Source organism: Streptococcus sp. UMB0029 (assembly GCF_002871495.1).
Lineage (GTDB): Bacteria > Bacillota > Bacilli > Lactobacillales > Streptococcaceae > Streptococcus.
Genome location: NZ_PNGD01000003.1, coordinates 191051 through 210161, shown reverse-complemented (window position 1 = coordinate 210161; position 19111 = coordinate 191051). Strand labels below are relative to the sequence as shown.

15 protein-coding genes are annotated in these 19111 nt (G+C 41.0%); 2 read left to right on the top strand and 13 right to left on the bottom strand.

From position 1 onward, the window contains the following. Positions 1-272: 272 nt before the first annotated feature. From CJ239_RS03075 to CJ239_RS03055, 5 genes are all read right to left on the bottom strand, one after another. On the bottom strand, positions 273-1868 hold the full coding sequence (locus CJ239_RS03075; RefSeq protein ID WP_102210514.1) for a hypothetical protein: 1596 nt from the start codon (positions 1866-1868) through the stop codon (positions 273-275). An 11-nt stretch (positions 1869-1879) separates the two neighbouring features. Then, a complete protein-coding gene (locus tag CJ239_RS03070) occupies positions 1880-2290 on the bottom strand; it encodes a peptide deformylase (protein ID WP_102210513.1) in 411 nt (136 codons plus the stop codon). 117 nt (positions 2291-2407) lie between these two features. Beyond that, on the bottom strand, positions 2408-5104 hold the full coding sequence (locus tag CJ239_RS03065; protein ID WP_102210512.1) for a cation-translocating P-type ATPase: 2697 nt from the start codon (positions 5102-5104) through the stop codon (positions 2408-2410). Positions 5105-5368: 264 nt separating this feature from the next. After that, a complete protein-coding gene (locus tag CJ239_RS03060; protein ID WP_102210511.1) occupies positions 5369-6700 on the bottom strand; it encodes a DUF6056 family protein in 1332 nt (443 codons plus the stop codon). After that, positions 6687-7622: a glycosyltransferase family 2 protein gene (locus CJ239_RS03055; protein ID WP_102210510.1), complete on the bottom strand. Its 936-nt coding sequence runs from the start codon at positions 7620-7622 to the stop codon at positions 6687-6689. Before CJ239_RS03055 ends, CJ239_RS03060 begins: the two co-directional genes overlap by 14 nt. Positions 7623-7810: 188 nt before the next feature. On the opposite strand from CJ239_RS03055, the gene mntE reads away from it, so the two are divergent. After that, entirely contained in the window at positions 7811-8995 is a 1185-nt protein-coding gene (gene mntE, locus CJ239_RS03050) for a CDF family manganese efflux transporter MntE (RefSeq protein WP_102210509.1), read from the top strand. A 36-nt stretch (positions 8996-9031) separates the two neighbouring features. Here the strand turns inward: mntE and CJ239_RS03045 are convergent, their stop codons facing one another. From CJ239_RS03045 to cdaA, 8 genes are all read right to left on the bottom strand, one after another. Then, the gene (locus CJ239_RS03045) at positions 9032-10903 is read right to left on the bottom strand and encodes an ABC-F family ATP-binding cassette domain-containing protein (RefSeq protein WP_102210508.1); all 1872 of its coding nucleotides are present in this window, start codon (positions 10901-10903) and stop codon (positions 9032-9034) included. Beyond that, positions 10900-12099 carry a CCA tRNA nucleotidyltransferase gene (locus CJ239_RS03040; RefSeq protein WP_102210507.1) on the bottom strand — a complete coding sequence of 400 codons (1200 nt, stop codon included), beginning with the start codon at positions 12097-12099 and terminating at the stop codon, positions 10900-10902. The genes CJ239_RS03045 and CJ239_RS03040 overlap by 4 nt, the downstream gene beginning before the upstream one ends. Then, entirely contained in the window at positions 12096-12863 is a 768-nt protein-coding gene (gene dapB / locus CJ239_RS03035; protein ID WP_102210506.1) for a 4-hydroxy-tetrahydrodipicolinate reductase, read from the bottom strand. The genes CJ239_RS03040 and dapB overlap by 4 nt, the downstream gene beginning before the upstream one ends. A gap of 390 nt (positions 12864-13253) precedes the next feature. Then, positions 13254-14120, bottom strand: a complete 867-nt coding sequence (locus CJ239_RS03030; protein ID WP_102210505.1) for a DegV family protein — start codon at positions 14118-14120, stop codon at positions 13254-13256. A gap of 1 nt (position 14121) precedes the next feature. Continuing rightward, positions 14122-14496: a DUF1149 family protein gene (locus CJ239_RS03025; protein WP_020901717.1), complete on the bottom strand. Its 375-nt coding sequence runs from the start codon at positions 14494-14496 to the stop codon at positions 14122-14124. Between the two features lie 73 nt (positions 14497-14569). After that, positions 14570-15922 carry a phosphoglucosamine mutase gene (gene glmM, locus CJ239_RS03020; RefSeq protein ID WP_102210504.1) on the bottom strand — a complete coding sequence of 451 codons (1353 nt, stop codon included), beginning with the start codon at positions 15920-15922 and terminating at the stop codon, positions 14570-14572. Positions 15923-15946: 24 nt separating this feature from the next. After that, positions 15947-16711, bottom strand: a complete 765-nt coding sequence (locus CJ239_RS03015) for a YbbR-like domain-containing protein (protein ID WP_102210503.1) — start codon at positions 16709-16711, stop codon at positions 15947-15949. Then, positions 16698-17555, bottom strand: a complete 858-nt coding sequence (gene cdaA, locus CJ239_RS03010) for a diadenylate cyclase CdaA (protein WP_102210502.1) — start codon at positions 17553-17555, stop codon at positions 16698-16700. The genes CJ239_RS03015 and cdaA overlap by 14 nt, the downstream gene beginning before the upstream one ends. A gap of 253 nt (positions 17556-17808) precedes the next feature. On the opposite strand from cdaA, the gene CJ239_RS03000 reads away from it, so the two are divergent. Then, positions 17809-18777: an NAD(P)/FAD-dependent oxidoreductase gene (locus CJ239_RS03000; RefSeq protein ID WP_102210500.1), complete on the top strand. Its 969-nt coding sequence runs from the start codon at positions 17809-17811 to the stop codon at positions 18775-18777. Positions 18778-19111: the final 334 nt, after the last annotated feature.

Sequence of the window (19111 nt, the reverse complement as noted above, 5' to 3'; positions counted from 1 at the left end):
TCTGACTTTCTGGTCTTAAAGGAGTTGCCTCGATCCTTGGCAAATCTGTGTTCATTTCTTTTGCTGTTGGGATTAAAATTTTCATATTGATAGTGTAGCATATTTTTTAGCCACTACCAAGAAATTCATCTGAAAAGAGACTGGGGAAAAAAGGCATTAAAATTAAAAAATGCATAGTATCAGGAATTGAAAAATCTGGATACTATGCGTTTTATGATGGAAAGATTTACTTCATTTTTTCCTGAAATTGAGGTTTTGCCCAGCCTCTCCTCTTACTGCACTTTAAAGGTCTTGAGATAGTTGTCTTTTCCTACTTGACCTTCAAAGGTTTTACCATTTTCTAGGTAAGGAAGTTCATCAGATACAGAAGCCTTGACCTTGTATATCTTGCCATCAACTTTAAAGAAGTAGACGGTATCTCCCTTGATAACAGCTGATTTGAGGTCTGCTACCACACCCTTGATACTTTCTTTGGTTTCATTGTCAATTTCAAGGTCGTTTTTATTAGCATACTTGCTGAGCAGCTCTTCCACTGTCGTAGCTACGATAACATTTTGGTACTCGACTGCGTCTACCAGGGCGTACTCTTTGACCAAGCCAGCATTGTCCTTCAAGCCCATGATGTACAAAGGCTTGTCATTGAGGTTAATGAGGATTGGGAAGGTTGCCTTGTAGGATTTCTCCTGAACAGCACCTTCGGCTGATTCACGGGCTGATTCTTCGGTCGCGGAAGCCAAGCTGTACTTGGTGATTTCTCCTGTTCGCATATTTTCAAGGATGAAACCAAGATTACTCTCATCTGCATTAGCCGACGTCACACCTGTGTAGAGATAAATGTCATTTCCGATAGACAAGTAATTATAGCCCTTGGTAGTCTGGGTCACGTTTTTCTTGGAAATCATGGCATTCCAGAAACCGTCCTTGTACTTGCCGTTGTAGTTGATTTGCTCAATGGTTTCCTCAGCTGGATAGACTCTGTCCACCCATTCTGGAACATCTGCCAAGCTGTATTCCTTGGTTTCTCCATTTGTGGCATCCAAGATAATGACTGAAACAGGACGAGGAACCGCAAGTCCAAATTGCTTTTGGTAAACCGTTGCTACATAGAAAGGATTACCCTCATCGTCCACCTCGAAAGATGGAGTTTTGAAGATCTTGGTTGGGTACTTAAAGCGCAGGTGACGCTTGACATCACGGTTAAAATACTCCGAGTCTGAATATTTGATTGGTGTCTTCAAGTCCACCAAATTCGCATTTCCTGTTACCATGTCCACCTTGATATACTCGCCGATTCCCTTAGCTTGATTATTAAACCATTTGATAGGGTCTGCATATTCTAGTGGTGTAACTCGATAAGGTTTCCCATCAATTGTCAATTGGGTATAGGTATCTGCCGCTACGTACTGCGACACCTTATCCGTTAAGGAACCCAAGTAGCGGTCACCAATTTTTTCAGCAGTACTTCTATCTAAAATAGGAACCTTACTGGTATCAGTCTTAGGAAATTCAGTAAAGTCTTTTTCCGTAACTGTGACTACATTAGCATAATTTTTAGCCTGAAAAATGCTGGAAGTCACCAAGGAAACTAAACCAGCCAAGAGAAGAATTCCTCCAATAGAAGCAAAAAGAATTTTCCCTAACCGATTGATTTTGAAACCCTCAAAATTTAAAGCAGCCTCCACCTTGCCATGGCGCACATGAACTGTTTTGACCAGATTGATTCCCTTTCCAAAGCCAAATAAGATTGCCACAACTAACAAATGCCCACAGAGGAAAAAGAGAAATTCCCAGCTGGTCAGGTTAAGGGGTGGTAAGAAGATATACCAAGTCGTTGCAATAAAAATAAGTTTAAAGATTATCCGTTTCATTTGTTTTCCTCCTAAATGATTCGTCCTTCCAAGTGATCCAGTTCATGCTGGCAAATCTGTGCTGGGAATCCTGTCAAGGTCATGGTCTGTTCCTGCCACTTGCTGTCACGATAGGCAACCCTTATGGTTTCATAACGCTTAGTAGGTCTCACACCTGTCAAGGACAAACAGCCTTCTTCTGTCTCATAAAGTCCTTCATAGGACAGGAGCACTGGGTTAAACATGACCAAAGGAACCAAGCCAAGATTAAAGATAATCACGCGCTTCTGCACCCCAATCATATTGGCAGCCAGACCAACACAGGCCTCACGATTCGCTAAGAGAGTATCTTGTAAGTCTCTAGCAAGATACAGATCATCCTGACTTGCCAGCTGAGATACCTGAGATAAAAACAAAATATCCTTCACAATTTTCTTTTCCACTTCCTCACACTCCTCTTGATCTTTACTATATTATAGCAATTATAGCACAAAAGCCAATAACTGCAAGCCCTTTCCCTCAACTGTAGCAAAAAGCCATCCGAAGATGACTTTTTCTTTTTAAATCGCATTCTTATCAAAGCCAAGTTTACGTTGAACAAACTTGACAATTTCGACGATGATAATCATTGAGAAGCTTCCAGCCATAACGATTCCCCATTGTGACAAGTCTAGTTTGGTTACATGGAAGATTCCTTCAAGCGGTTCTACGATGATTGTTGCCATAAGAAGAATGAAGGATACCAAGATAGACCAGTTAAAGGTCTTAGACTTGAATGGACCAACTGTCAAGATGGACTGGTAAACAGACTTGACATTGTAAGCATGGAAGAGCTGAATCAAACCAAGGGTTGCAAAGGCCATAGTAAGGGCATCTGCATGAATGGCATGATTGTCACCCACATGAACTGGGTAAGCAAGGGCAAGGCCATAAACGCTCATAACAAGGGCTGCTTGGAGTACACCTTGATAGATGATAGAACTGAAAACACCACCTGAGAAGAAGCTTGCCTTGCGTCCACGTGGTTTATGGGTCATAACACCTGGCTCCGCAGGTTCAACACCTAGAGCGATAGCTGGGAAGGTATCTGTTACCAAGTTAATCCACAAGAGATGAACTGGCTGCAAGACATCCCAACCAAACAAGGTTGATAGGAAGATGGTTAACACTTCAGCAGTATTGGCAGAAAGTAGGTACTGAATAGTCTTTTGAATGTTTGAGAAGACCTTACGTCCTTCTTCCACTGCAACAATGATAGTCGCAAAGTTATCATCTGCAAGAATCATGTCAGAAGCCCCCTTAGAAACCTCTGTACCAGTGATTCCCATACCGATACCGATATCTGCTGTTTTCAGAGCTGGCGCATCATTGACACCGTCACCTGTCATGGCAACGACTTTACCTTGTTTTTGCCAAGCCTTGACGATACGAACCTTGTGCTCTGGAGACACACGGGCATAAACAGAGTATTGACCAACTACTTTTTCAAAGTCTTCATCAGATAGTTCGTTGAGTTCAGCACCAGTTAAAACGTGGCCTTCTGTATCATTTGCATCAATGATTCCCAAACGTTTGGCAATAGCTTCTGCAGTGTCTTGGTGATCACCCGTAATCATGATTGGACGGATTCCCGCTTCCTTAGCCACTCGAACAGCCTCAGCTGCCTCAGGACGTTCAGGGTCAATCATCCCGATCAAACCAGTAAAGATTAAATCATTTTCAAGCTCTTCAGAAGTGAGGTTTTCTGGAATACTATCGATAATCTTATAAGCACCTGCAAGGACACGCAAGGCTTGGTGGGCCATTTCAGAGTTGTTTGTGTGAATGAGGTTTGTAACCTTCTCATCAATCGGAGCAATATCCCCAGCCTTATCACGAAGAACACAACGTTTAAAAAGTTGGTCTGGCGCACCTTTGACCGCTACAAGGAAACGACCATCTGGCAATGGGTGAACTGTTGACATGAGCTTACGCTCAGAGTCAAACGGCAACTCAGCCACACGAGGATATTTCTCTAAAAATTCTTTGACATCGTAGCCCTTGTCCAAGGCATACTGGATAAAGGCTGTTTCGGTTGGGTCACCAATTAGATTGCCTTCCACATCGATTTTAGTATCATTTGCCAAGACAACTGAACGAAGAAGGGGCATTTCAAGACCTAGTTCAATGTCATCAGCTGAGTCATGTAGGACTGCATCGTAGAAGACTTTTTCGACTGTCATCTTGTTCATAGTCAGCGTACCAGTCTTATCAGAAGCGATGATTTCAGTTGAACCAAGTGTTTCTACTGCTGGTAACTTACGAACGATAGAGTTTCGTTTGGCCAAAACTTGAGTACCGAGGGCAAGAACGATAGTTACGATAGCTGGGAGCCCTTCTGGAATAGCTGCAACGGCAAGCGCAACAGAGGTCATCAACTCACCAAGTGGATTTTTCCCTTGAATGAAGACACCCACTACAAAAGTAACAAGGGCAATGATCAAGATTGCATAGGTCAAAACCTTAGAAAGGTTGTTCAAGTTTTGTTTGAGTGGTGTATCCGTCTCATCCGCATCTTGAAGCATGCCAGCAATATGACCAACTTCCGTGTACATACCTGTATTGACAACAACACCAAGACCACGACCATAGGTCACGTTAGAGTTTTGGAAGGCCATATTGACACGGTCACCAATACCTGCATCTGTATCAAGCTCGGCTGTTAAATCTTTTTCAACTGGAACAGACTCACCTGTAAGAGCTGCTTCTTCGATTTTAAGAGAGTTGGCTTCTAGCAAACGTAGGTCTGCAGGTACCACATCACCAGCTTCAAGGGCAACGATATCACCTGGTACTAATTCTTTAGAATCAATCTCAGCCATATGACCATCACGAAGAACGCGGGCAGCTGGACTAGACATGGATTTGAGAGCTTCGATGGCTTCTTCAGCTTTTCCTTCTTGGTAAACACCAAAGGCAGCATTGATGATTACCACGGCTAAGATGATAATGGCATCTGCGATATCTTCCCCACCAGAAGTCACAACTGACAAAATAGCTGCCGCAACTAGGATGATAATCATCAAATCCTTAAATTGCTCGATAAATTTGACCAGGATTGATCGTTTCTCGCCTTCTTCGAGTTCATTGTGGCCAAATTCAGCAAGGCGTTTTTCTGCCTCACTTGATGACAAACCTTGCTCGGTCGCATCCACAGCCTTCAAGACCTCTTCAGGACTTTGAGTGTAAAACGCTTGGCGTTTTTGTTCTTTTGACATGTGTCTCCTCCTTGACATTGTGTGCAAAACAGACTCTCTTTTCCTCATCGTATCTTTTCACGACAAACAAAAAGAGACCTGTTAATCATAACAAGTCTCGCTGTTTAAGATAGTGCCGGAAAGCATACTTTTCAGTATAAAATTCGGAATGACGACACTATCGCAGGTTTCTGCCAGCTACTCCCTTGAGTAGTACTATTATACCAAATCATCTCATTTTATTCAACAAACTAATACTTACCAATCAAATCAAAAATCAGTCAATTATTCCTCTCCTTCAATTCTTTTAACTCCAAAGTATACTGCCATCCATTGATTAAACCATGCATCACTTTCTTTATGTAAATTATTAGTTCCTTGATAGGCATTATATGAGTATCTAGGTTTTTTTAGCAGTTTCAGCACTACATTCTTTTGACCAGATTTTTTAGCCTCTATCAGTTGAGAATATTGATTTTTAACTTGAATATAGGTTTCATAATTATCTTGAATAACACTAGCATACGATAATCCGAATTTAATTAAAATAGGAAAAATCAAAATAATAGAAATTATTTTTAACCTTCGTACTTGCTCCAATGTCAATTTTAACAATTGCATAACTACCAAACAAAGAAGCATACTTGCACCAAAAAATACCCTATCTGGTTTCTCATTACTCGCAATGAGACTATATATACAAGCTAAATGAGCAATTACCATAAAACCGATTTCTATCAACTGTTCTCTTTTTATCTGTTTCATAGCTATCAAATAAGTTAGTAATAATGCCAAAATTAGATACAGTAAACTATATTTCGTATAGGATATCTGGGCTAACTCAACGATTTTGTCTTTGATATTTTCAAAAATCGAGATTTCTCCCGCCCTTTGATGAGAGCCTGGTGAGGATATCATCAAAATAAATCCTGCTATAGCACTAATAATCTCAACTATTTTCCACATTGGAATTTTTTGTTCCAATATATGAAAAGAAAAATAGAATACTGACCATAAAATGATAGCAGGGGAGGTGTTCTCATTCCCTGCTCCCATAAAGAATGCTAACATAAGAGTCAAAGGTAAACATTTCTTAGAAATATCACTTTTCGTAAATAAGTAAATCCACAGTAAGTCAATTACTGCAGTCCATAGATAATTTCCCGATCCTGATACCCAAAGAACTGTTTTCCCAATTTCTGGCAAAAACCACCATAACATAAAAAATAAAATAGTTAGGTATATCGCCCGTAGTTTTTCAGGATACACCTTTATTATATTAGAACTTATTCGCTCTATCAGCGCTACCAGCATTACGAATATAAACGAGTTAAAAATATTAAAATATAATTTATCAAATTGCATAAAAATTTGCACTATGCTATGTGCTGTAAAACGTCCGTTCCATATTTTCCAGTGATTAACTTGTGAAGTAATCAAATCAAAAATATTTTTTACAATTTCTTCGTTTCCTGTAGGCATCGAATCTTTGTAAATATATCTATAAACAAAATCATCTGACGTATAGAGGGTAAAATAATTTAGTATATAAATTAAAATGAAGATTGCAATACAAACTAACAAATAATTAAATAATGATTTTCTAGAAGCTATCATTACTTTGCTCCTTGACTACATATATCGGTCTCTTTTTAGTTTCTAGAAAAATTTTTCCAATGTATTTACCCATAATTCCAATAGATAAGAGTTGCAGTCCACCTAAAAAAAGAATAATCGTCATGATAGAAGTCCATCCTGATGTTGGATTCCCCATAATCAACGTCCTGATAACAATAAAAAACATTAGAAAAAAAGATATGATACAAACAAGAAGTCCTAGAACAAACGATACTGCAAGGGGTGCATCTGAAAAATTAATAATCCCTTCAAGTGAATACTTAAAAAGGGACCAAAAACTCCATGATGTATTCCCCACTACACGCTCAACATTATTGTATTTTAAATATTCCGTTTTAAAACCGACCCATGCAAAAATTCCTTTTGAAAAGCGATTGTACTCCGATAACTCTAATATAGCATCCAACATTTGACGACGCATCAAGCGAAAATCACGAGCACCATCTACCACATCTAAGTGGCTGATTTTATTTATAATTTTATAAAATAATTTTGCAAATAGAGAGCGAATCAAAGGTTCTCCTTTACGGTTTACTCTATAACTCCCAACACAATCTATTCTCTTATTATTATCTAGTATCGATTTCATTTGAATTAATAATTCTGGTGGATCTTGAAGATCAGCATCCATCACTGCTACATATTCGCCTTGGGCTTGCTTTAATCCAGCATAAAGCGCTGCTTCTTTACCAAAATTTCGAGAGAATGATATATAACTAACTCTTTTTTGCTTACTATTTAATTTTTTTAAAACGTTCAATGTGCTATCTATAGAACCGTCATCAACAAAAATATAATCTATCTCCTCGTCAATCTGTGAACTAATTTTTTCTACTTCTCTAAAAAATATCGGAATAGAGTCCTCCTCATTAAAGCAAGGAATTACTATAGAAATTCCCATTTTCTTTTTACCTCTCTTATACGAACTTCCTAATAATAAAATAAATATTACTTTATCAGTCTATCATATTTCCTAAAAAAAAAAAGCAATCTCTGCTTTGTATTTTCTTAGTTTTATCCGTCCTATTTGAATTTTCCCTTGAAAACCAGTATAATGGTAGAATGCTATGTGACTAGAAAGGAAGTTGAATGAAGCAATCTATCTCAAATCTCAAGTTAGCTGAGCGTGGGGCCATTATCAGTATTTCGACCTATCTGCTCTTATCAGCAGCAAAATTAGCAACTGGGCACCTCCTCCATTCATCCAGTTTGGTGGCAGATGGTTTTAATAACGTGTCGGACATCATTGGAAATGTGGCCCTCTTGATTGGGATTCGGATGGCGCGCCAGCCTGCAGACCGTGACCATCGCTTTGGCCACTGGAAGATTGAGGATTTGGCAAGCTTAATCACTTCCATCATCATGTTTTATGTCGGTTTCGATGTACTTCAGGATACCATTCAAAAAATTCTCAGTCATGAAGAAAAGGTTATTGACCCTCTGGGCGCAACTCTGGGAATTATGTCTGCAGCGATTATGTTTATGGTTTATCTCTACAACACTCGCCTCAGTAAGAAATCCAACTCCAAGGCACTAAAGGCCGCAGCAAAGGACAATCTTTCTGATGCTGTTACCTCACTTGGTACTACTATTGCCATCCTAGCTAGCAGTTTCAATTATCCCATTGTGGATAAACTGGTTGCCATTATCATCACTTTCTTTATCTTGAAGACTGCCTATGATATCTTCATCGAGTCTTCCTTTAGTCTTTCAGATGGCTTTGACGACCGTCTGCTTGAGGACTATCAAAAGGCCATTATGGAAATTCCCAAAATTAGCAAGGTTAAGTCCCAAAGAGGGCGCACCTACGGTAGCAACATTTACCTTGATATTACGCTAGAAATGAATCCTGACCTGTCGGTTTATGAAAGTCACGAAATTGCAGACCAGGTCGAATCTATGCTGGAGGAACGTTTTGGAGTCTTTGATACCGATGTCCATATTGAGCCAGCACCTATCCCTGAGGATGAGATTTTAGACAATGTCTACAAAAAATTGCTTATGCGCGAACAATTGATTGACCAAGGAAATCAACTGGAAGAACTCTTAGCTGATGATTTTGTCTATATTCGTCAGGATGGAGAGCAGATGGATAAAGAAGCTTATAAGACCGAAAAAGAGTTGAATTCAGCTATCAAGGACATTCAAATCACTTCCATCAGTCAGAAAACCAAACTCATCTGCTATGAATTAAATGGCATCGTCCATACCAGTATCTGGCGACGCCACGAAACTTGGCAAAATATCTTTCATCAAGAAACCAAAAAAGAATAGAGAAATCCTGTCATGAGACGGGATTTTTCTATTCTTCTAGCTATCAAAGTCACTTAAATATTCATAGCGTTCGTATTTTTCAAGGAGTGCTTCGTTTTTCTCGTCCAATTCTTTTTGAAGAGTCGCTAGCTTACCAAAGTCAGAGCCGTTGACCTGCATTTCCTCTTCAATAGCAGCGATACGATTTTCCAAGGCTTCAATATCACCTTCAATGCTTGCCCACTCCTGCTTTTCTTGGTAGGTCATGCGTTTCTTGTCTTCACGGACCTTAACCACTTTCTCCTTTTCGGCCTTTTGCACTTGATTGACCATCTCTGTTTCAAAGGCTTTTTCATCAAGATAGTCGGTGTAATGACCAAAGAAAGGACGAATTTTACCATCCTCAAAAGCGAGAATCTTGGTCGCTACCTTATCCAAGAAATAGCGGTCGTGACTAACAGTCAAAACTGGACCAGCAAAGCCTTGCAAGAAATTCTCCAAAACTGTCAAGGTCGCAATATCTAGGTCATTTGTCGGTTCGTCCAAGAGAAGAACATTTGGTTTTTCCAAAAGCAGTTTGAGGAGATAAAGACGTTTTTTCTCTCCACCTGACAATTTCTCAATCAAGGTTCCATGCGTCGAACGTGGGAAAAGGAACTGTTCCAACAACTCAGCGATGGAAGTCGTAGAACCACCACTGGTCTTGACCTCTTCTGCCACTTCCTGCAAGTAATTGATCACTCGCTTACTTTCATCCAAGCCCTCAATTTGCTGAGAGAAATAGGCGATGCGAACAGTTTCCCCTATCACAACTTGACCTGCTGTCGGCTCAAGACTTCCTGCAATCAAGTTAAGGAGAGTTGATTTCCCAACACCGTTGTCCCCAACAATTCCAATACGATCTTTGGCCTGCACCAAGAGATTAAAATCTTGCAAAATGGGCTTGTTTTCATAGGCAAAGGAAACATCCTGAAACTCGATGACTTTTTTACCGATACGACTGGTTTCAAAGTTCATGGTCAAATCTGTTTCAGCAACTCCACCTGAAACTTCTTTCTTCAAGTCATGGAATCGATTGATACGAGCCTGCTGCTTGGTCGCACGTGCCTGCGGTTGTCGGCGCATCCAGGCCAGTTCTTGCTTATAGAGTTGCTCTTTTTTGTGGAGTAAAGCTGCATCTCGCTCGTCCTGTTCCGCCTTAAGGCGAACATAGTCCTGATAATTCCCCTGATACTCTGTCAAACCTGCTCGGTCCAACTCGAAAATACGTGTTGATAAAGCGTCTAGGAAATAACGATCATGGGTGATAAAAAGGACGGTTTTCTTAGAATTTTTCAAAAAGAGAGTCAGCCACTCAATAGTCGCAATATCCAGATGGTTGGTCGGCTCATCCAGTAGCAAGAGGTCATGGTTGCCAAGTAAGACTTGCGCCAACTGGACCCGTCTTCTTAGACCACCTGACAATTCCCCAACAGGAGTCGATAAGTCCCGAATACCCAATTTGCTAAGAACGGTCTTGATCTGACTCTCGATTTCCCAAGCTTGGAGAGAGTCCATTTCAGCCATGACCCGTTCCAAACGAGCCTGCTTGTCCTCACTGTAGTTAAGCATGAGGAGTTCATACTCACGAATGAGCTGGATTTCCTTGAGGTCGCTAGATAGAACCGTATCCAAGACCGTCTTGTTATCATCAAAATCAGGGTCCTGTGTCAAATAGCCAATCTGGTAATCATTCTTAGCTGAAAAAGGACTAACATCCCCATCAAATCCAGAAACACCAGAAAGAACATCTAAAAGGGTGGTCTTCCCTGTTCCATTGACACCAATCAAACCAATTCTGTCTAGATCATGGATGATAAAGGAAATATCCTTAAAAACGGTCTTATCACCGACGGATTTACTTAGTTTTTCAACGATAAAATCACTCATTTTTTCTCCCTCAGATAAGCATGGATGGCTTGACGGTCATTTTCCAATTCTCCATCGACAATGGCATATTCAATCTCTGTTAAAATCTCTCCCAAGTCTGGCCCTGGTTGATAACCGTATTCCTTAATCAAAATACCGCCATTGATCTGAATTTCTTTCTTATCATGGATAGTCAAGCTCTGGTAGGTTTCTGTGATAGCTTGCGGGTTAACTTCTTTTCCTTGAGCCTGACGAAGATTTTCAGCTTGTAAAAGCAACTCCAAGTCAAAGCGGTAACAATCGCGCTTGCTCAATTCTCCCTTTTCACGCAGAGTCAAAATAGTCAGTAAATCCTGAACTTGCTTAGCAAACTGGCGTGAGGTCTTCCAAGCTTTCAAAAAAGGCTGCGCATTTTCAATCTCCAAAACCCACAGTAGAGCCGCCCAAGCTTGCTCTGAAGATTCAAAGGTGAAATCAGTCTCTAAATCAAACAGTCTGTTGAGCTTGTACTGGCTAGCGGCTATATCAGGGAGATAGTCATAAGCTTGACTCTCAATCATAGAAGCCAAGCCCCTTCTCCAAAAGGGAGCCAACAAGAGTTTATCAAACTCGACAAATGTACGCTCTACAGAAATTTTCTCCAAAAGTGGCGTCAAGGTCTTCATAGCTTTAAAGGTTTCTGGCTCAAGTTCAAAGCCAAGGCTGGCCTGAAAACGGAAACCACGCATAATCCGCAAAGCATCTTCGTTGAAACGCTCACTAGCCAATCCAACTGCTCGTAAGACTTGGTTTTCCAAATCCTCTAAACCATGGAACAAGTCAACAATTTCTCCTGTCTCGTCCAAGGCAAAGGCATTGACTGTAAAATCACGGCGCTTGAGGTCTTCTTCTAGCGAGCGCACAAAGGAAACCGCACTGGGTCTACGATAGTCCACATAGACATCTTCTGTCCGAAAAGTAGTCACCTCATACTCCTCGTCCCCATCTAAGACCAAGACAGTTCCATGCTCGATTCCGATATCGGCTGTTCGCGGAAAAATCTGCTTGGTCTCTTCTGGATAAGAAGACGTCGCAATATCCACATCATGGATAGGGCGATTGAGAAGGGCATCTCGAACAGAACCTCCAACAAAATAGGCTTCAAAGCCTGTTTCTTTAATTTTTTCTAATACTGGTAAAGCCTTCTGAAATTCAGAAGGCATTTGCGTTAATCTCATAATAAGTGTTCTAATCCATAGACAAGCTCATGACGCTTGACAACTTCTTTAATTCCCAAATTGACCCCTGTCATGAAGGAGCTGCGATCATAGGAGTCATGACGGAGGGTCAATCCTTCTCCCTGATTGCCAAAGATGACTTCCTGATGGGCTACCAAGCCTGGCAAACGAACTGAGTGGATACGCATGCCATCAAAGTCAGCACCACGGGCACCTGCAATCAATTCTTCCTCATCAGGCGCACCCTGCTGGATAGACTCTCGAACTTCGGCCATCAACTCAGCTGTTTTGATGGCAGTTCCACTCGGAGCATCCTTTTTCTTGTCATGATGGAGCTCGATAATCTCCACATTTGGGAAATATTTGGCAGCCTGCGTCGCAAATTGCATAAGCAAGACAGCACCCAAGGCAAAGTTAGGGGCAATCAAGCCACCCAAGTCTTGGGCACGAGAAAATTCTTTTAACTCTGCAATTTCTTCACTAGTAAAACCTGTTGTTCCAACTACTGGAGCAAAGCCATTTTCAAGAGCAAAGCGTGTATTTTCATAGGCAACAACTGGTGTAGTAAAGTCTACCCAGACATCCGCTTCAAAACCGACCAAATCAGCCTTATCCTTGAAAACAGGAATACCCTGCCATTCTGACTCAGACTCAAAAGGATCCAAAACTGCTACCAAGTCCAAATCTGGATCAGCCAAGACCATCTGGCAAGCAGCTTGGCCCATCTTACCCTTAAAACCAGCAATAATTACTCGAATACTCATCTCTACTCCTATCTAAGATACAAAGGACGTTAGCTGCCCATGAAAAATAGGGAATGGCGCTGACTTTCCATGAAAGGCAAGACAGACATCTTTTTTCAAGAGGCAGGTAGTCCGTGTTCAATTGCTAAGATACAAAGCCTGTAGGAACACATAGTGAAAATAGGAGTTTTGATCAAGAAGTGTCTACTCCTTGGAAGAACTATCTTTTTCACACAGGGTTCCAGACGTGTTCAATTATCATGATACCAAGGACCTTAGCTGCCCATGAAAAATAGGGAATGGCGCTGACTCTCCACGAAAGGTCAGACAGGCATCTTTTTTTCAAGAGGAAGCTAGTCCGTGTTCAATTGCTAAGATACAAAGCCTTCTTGACTAGTCTTGAAGTGCTAACTAAATCACTGGAATATAACCCAGAGCAATACTTCCTGACCCTAGGTGTGTCCCAATGACACTGCCAAATGTAGCAAGTGAAATATCCGTACCCACTCCAGATTCAATCAAGTTCTGACGCAATTCCTCAGCCTTTTCAGGAGCATTTCCATGAATGACAATGACCCGATATTGGCCTGAAGCCGTTGTTTCCTTAATGATTTCAATTAAACGCTTGGTTGCTTTCTTCTCAGTACGAACTTTTTCGTAAACTTCAATCACACCTTGGTCATTGAAATAAAGAATTGGCTTAATGCTTAGCAGATTACCCAAAATCGCAGCCCCATTTGAAAGGCGTCCACCTTTCACCAAATGATCCAAATCATCCACCATGATAAAAGCTGACGTACGACTAATTTGAATAGCTAGTTTATCCTGAATAATGGCAAAATCATCGCCCTGGTCGCGCCAGTTAAAGACACTTTCAACCATGATACCCAGCGGAGCACTTGTAATCAAAGTGTCTGGAAAAGCAATGGTTAAACCCTCATAGTCATCCACCATATACTGGATATTTTGGTAAAAACCTGAAATTCCAGAAGATAGGAAAAGCCCCAAGGCATGGGTATAGCCTTGTTCTTTGAGCGAAGTTAAAATCTCATCTAACTTGGCAATACTTGGTTGACTGGTCTTAGGCAATTCAGAAGCCTGAGCCATTTTTTGGTAAAAATCCTCTGCAGTCAGATTAATACCTTCGACATACTCCTCACCATCAATATTGACAGGAATATCCAAGACGTATAAATCTTCTCTTTGCAAGGTCTCTGCACTAAGCAAGGTCTCTGCACTAAGATAAGCAGAAGAATCTGTGATAACAGCTAATTTCATATTAGAACTCCAAATTGATTCCTGGTAAGTCTAATGCAATTTCAGTTACTTCGTAAGTCAAACGGTTGAGCATGTTCAAACATGGACGAGCCAAAGTTTCCACTTCTTCTTGGCTCAATTCACTTGGTTCATTGACAATACGGCCATCGATGTGGTTTACCTGTGAAATGGTTCCACTGATGACAAATTTATCAAATACAATCATAAAACTCAAGACGACAATCAAAGAAGTCACTTGATTTTCTTGGTCATGTTGAATCAATTGGAAGTTCACATCCACCTTAGTTTCAGGAGCTCCATTTTCATTTTCCCATTCAAAATTACGCGCATCAAAATGATACTGACTAACAAATTCTTGTTCACGTTTAAGATTCATGTCTTTCTCCCTCGGCTACAATATTATAAGCTATTGTACCATAATTTTTTATTTTCATCTAGTTTTCTAGGATTTAGTCAATCCCAATTTCAGCTCGAACTACGTCTGCGATGGTATCAACATAGTAGTCCACTTCTTCTGTTGTAGGCGCTTCTGCCATAACACGCAAGAGGGGCTCTGTTCCACTTGGGCGAACAAGGATACGGCCATTCCCTGCCATTTCAGCTTCCATCTTCTCGATAATTGCCTTGATAGCTGGCACTTCCATGGCCTTTTCCTTCATGGTATTTTCCACTCGTATATTGACTAATTTTTGTGGATAGATGGTTACTTCTGCGGCCAACTCTGACAAGCTCTTACCAGTTTCTTGCATGATTTTAGTCAATTGAACAGCAGATAATTGACCATCACCAGTGGTATTGTAATCCATTAAGATGACGTGACCAGACTGTTCACCACCGAGATTGTAGCCTGATTTTCTCATTTCTTCAACAACATAGCGGTCACCAACTGCAGTGACTGCCTTATTGATGCCTTCACGATCCAAGGCCTTGTGGAAACCTAGGTTAGACATAACGGTTGTCACAATTGTATTTTGAGCCAATTGTCCTTTTTCAGAAAGGTATTTCCCGATGATGTACATGATTTTGTCACCATCAACGATGTCGCCATTCTCATCGACTGCAATCAAACGGTCACTGTCCCCATCAAAGGCCAAACCAATTGCTGACCCGCTTTCTTTAACCACTTCTTGAAGGGCTTCTGGGTGTGTAGAACCAACATTAAGATTGATATTAAGCCCATCTGGCGTCTCCCCGATAACCGTCAATTGAGCACCAAGATCTGCAAAGATTTGACGGGCACTTGTAGACGCTGCACCATTAGCTGTATCCAAGGCAACCTTCATTCCATCAAGAGGAGTTCCAGTTGAAACTAGATAGCTTTCATACTTACGCAAGCCTTCTGGATAATCTACCAAGGTTCCCAAGCCTTCAGCACTTGGACGAGGAAGAGTATCTTCCGCAGCGTCTAGCAAGGCTTCAATTTCTGCTTCTTTTTCGTCGTCTAGTTTGAAGCCATCACCGCCAAAGAACTTAATTCCATTATCAAGGGCTGGGTTGTGGCTAGCAGAAATCATGACACCTGCACTGGCTCCCTCAGTTTTAACCAAGTAAGCCACTGCTGGTGTTGCCAAAACGCCTAGTTTATAAACGTGAATTCCCACGGACAGTAGACCTGCCACCAAGGCTGATTCTAGCATTTCCCCAGAAATACGTGTGTCACGTCCCACAAAAACTTTCGGTGCTTCCGTTTCATGTTGACTGAGAACATAGCCTCCAAAACGTCCTAGTTTAAAGGCCAATTCTGGCGTTAATTCTACGTTAGCTTCTCCACGGACTCCATCAGTTCCAAAATATTTACCCATTGTTATAAAATCCTTTTCCTATTTTTAATTCGTTTTTGAACTAGTTGCTTTTGTTGACGAAGATGTCTCCGACGAACTACTTGCACTTGAACTTGGTGCTACTGGTTTTGTAGTGACCTTCATTGTGGTATCAAACGGAGTAATCACTACTGGTAAGACAACCCCATTGCGGTCGATTGCCTGCAAAGGTACCGAACCACTATAGTTACCTGTAATCCGTTCGCTGGTTGGTAAAAGTGCAATAACTTTGTCAATCTTAGCTAAAGTTTCCTGATCTGTCGTAACCGAAACTCGTTCATTTGATACGGTTACACTATCAATTTGTAGCTTGGGATCAATCTGGCTTTGGTCAACTTGTGGCACAACAAGCATCCCATCTCTCTTAACCTTCTTCCCAACTTTCACTGTAATCTTTTGAGGCGTTGCCACAGCGGTCAATCCACTTGGAAGATTTTCAATGTTCAAGGGAACTTCAATCGTTCCAACACTAGCATCTGTCAAATCCGCTGTAACCTTAAACTTACGAGTACTTTCCTGCATTTCGCTGGCCAAGGTCACACGATTAGCACCTGTCAGCACAACTGAAACTTCTGAAGCAAAACCACTAATAAAGTATTGACTATTATCATAATGAATGTCTATAGGAACATTTGCTACCGTATTGGTGTAGGTTTCTGATTTGACCTGCCTTACAGTATTATTATTTTGAAAGTTGGTCGATGTTGCATAGATAAATAAGACACAAGCAAAAAAGAGAGATGAAATAATATATAGACTATTTTTTCTCATTTTTCCAACCTCCTAGCAAACGGTCCTTGAAACTGGCTTTTTCCTCAAGGGCTGGCAAAAGAATTATTCGTAGCTCTGCTTCAAATTCTTCAAGAGTCAAATCATGCTTGAAAACTCCATTGTAGGTAATAGAAATACCACCTGTTTCCTCTGAGACGATGAAGGTCAAGGCATCCGACACTTCTGATAAACCGATAGCCGCCCTATGTCTGGTTCCAAATTCCTTGGAAATCCCTGTCCTTTCTGTTAAGGGTAGATAGGCAGAAGTGACTGCAATCCGATTTTCTCTGATGATCACAGCACCATCATGTAGGGGAGTGTTGGGAATAAAAATATTAATGAGGAGTTCTGCCGAAATATTGGCATCCAAGGGAATCCCTGTTGCGATGTATTCTTGCAAGGTGCGAACTCGTTGGATGGCAACCAGGGCACCAATCTTACGAGGGCTCATATATTCAACTGACTTGACAAAGGCACGAATCATTTGCTCTTCTGCACTAATTTGACTAGTAGAAAAGAAATCTGTCGCCCTTCCCAAACGTTCCAAACCAGTCCGAATCTCTGGAGAGAAGATAACAACCGCAGCAATAACCCCATAGGTGATAATCTGATTAATCAACCAAGAAATCGTTGTTAAACCAAGGATATTGGCCACAACCTGGGCTAATACAAAGATCACGACCCCACGCACCAAAATCATAATCTTAGTACCAGCTATCGCTTTTGTAAAACGATATAAAACATAGGCCACAATCAAAATATCAAACAAATTGATGGCAATACTCCAAGGACTAGAAAACAAGCTAGTCCAATATTGCAGATTGGATAATTGTTGAAAGTTCATCTGCTGTCTCCTCTCTGTCCAAACACGTTCCTTTCTATTATACCATTTTTTCTGACATTTTTTCCCCTATCCTACTTCATTTTAAATTAAAGAAAAAATATGATAAAATAAACTGATACTCAATGAAAATCAAAGAGCAAACTAGGAAGCTAGCCGCAGGTTGCTCAAAACACTGTTTTGAGGTTGCAGATATAGCTGACGTGGTTTGAAGAGATTTTCAAAGAGTATGACTAGAAAAAACAAAGGAGAAACCATGTCTCAACTCTATGATATTACCATTGTAGGTGGTGGTCCAGTCGGGCTTTTTGCGGCCTTTTATGCCCACCTACGTCAAGCCAAGGTCCAAATCATCGACTCTCTTCCCCAGCTAGGTGGACAACCTGCTATTCTCTATCCTGAAAAGGAAATCCTAGACGTTCCAGGTTTCCCAAACCTGACTGGAGAAGAGTTGACTAACCGCTTGATTGAACAGCTAAACGGCTTTGACACGCCTATTCATCTCAATGAAACGGTTCTTGAGATGGAAAAACAAGATCCAGGCTTTGTCATCACAACTTCTAAAGGAAGTCACCTGACTAAAACAGTCATCATCGCAATGGGTGGTGGTGCCTTCAAACCACGTCCGCTGGAACTTGAAGGGGTTGAGGGCTATGAAAATATCCACTACCACGTTTCCAACATTCAGCAATACGCTGGTAAGAAAGTAACGATTCTTGGTGGAGGAGACTCAGCTGTGGATTGGGCTTTGGCTTTTGAAAAAATTGCACCAACTACCCTTGTTCACCGTAGAGATAATTTCCGTGCTTTGGAACACAGTGTCCAAGCCTTACAGGAATCTTCTGTGACCATCAAGACACCATTTATCCCTAGCCAACTCCTTGGAGATGGAAAAACGCTCGATAAACTTGAAATCACAAAAGTCAAATCTGACGAAACCGAAACGATTGACTCAGATCACCTCTTTGTCAACTATGGCTTCAAATCTTCTGTCGGTAACCTTAAAAACTGGGGCCTTGACCTCAACCGCCACAAGATTATCGTCAACAGCAAACAAGAATCTAGCCAAGCTGGAATCTACGCTATCGGTGACTGTTGCTACTATGACGGAAAAATTGACTTGATTGCGACAGGGCTTGGAGAAGCACCAACCGCTGTTAACAACGCCATCAACTATATCGACCCTGAGCAAAAAGTACAACCAAAACACTCTACTAGTTTATAAAAAAGAACCACGAGTCACATAGGATTCGTGGTTTTATAGTTCATCTACAATCTTGTTAGCTCATATCTTTCCCTTTTTTAGCAAAAATAAAAATGCCTATCAAACTGATAAAACATGTGATATAATAAGAACGGCACTAACAATACGCCTTGGAAAAGGAGGTATTACAGATGCTAGAACTTCTCAAAATAGTGCTTATCGCAGTCATCGAGAGTATCATCTCATGGCTGGTGACTCGTTGGTTAGACGATCACTTCGACAAGTAACCTTCCTGGTTAGTGCTATCTAACCCAGAAAAAAATCCCCTCGGTATTGCAGTACCGAGGGGATTTCT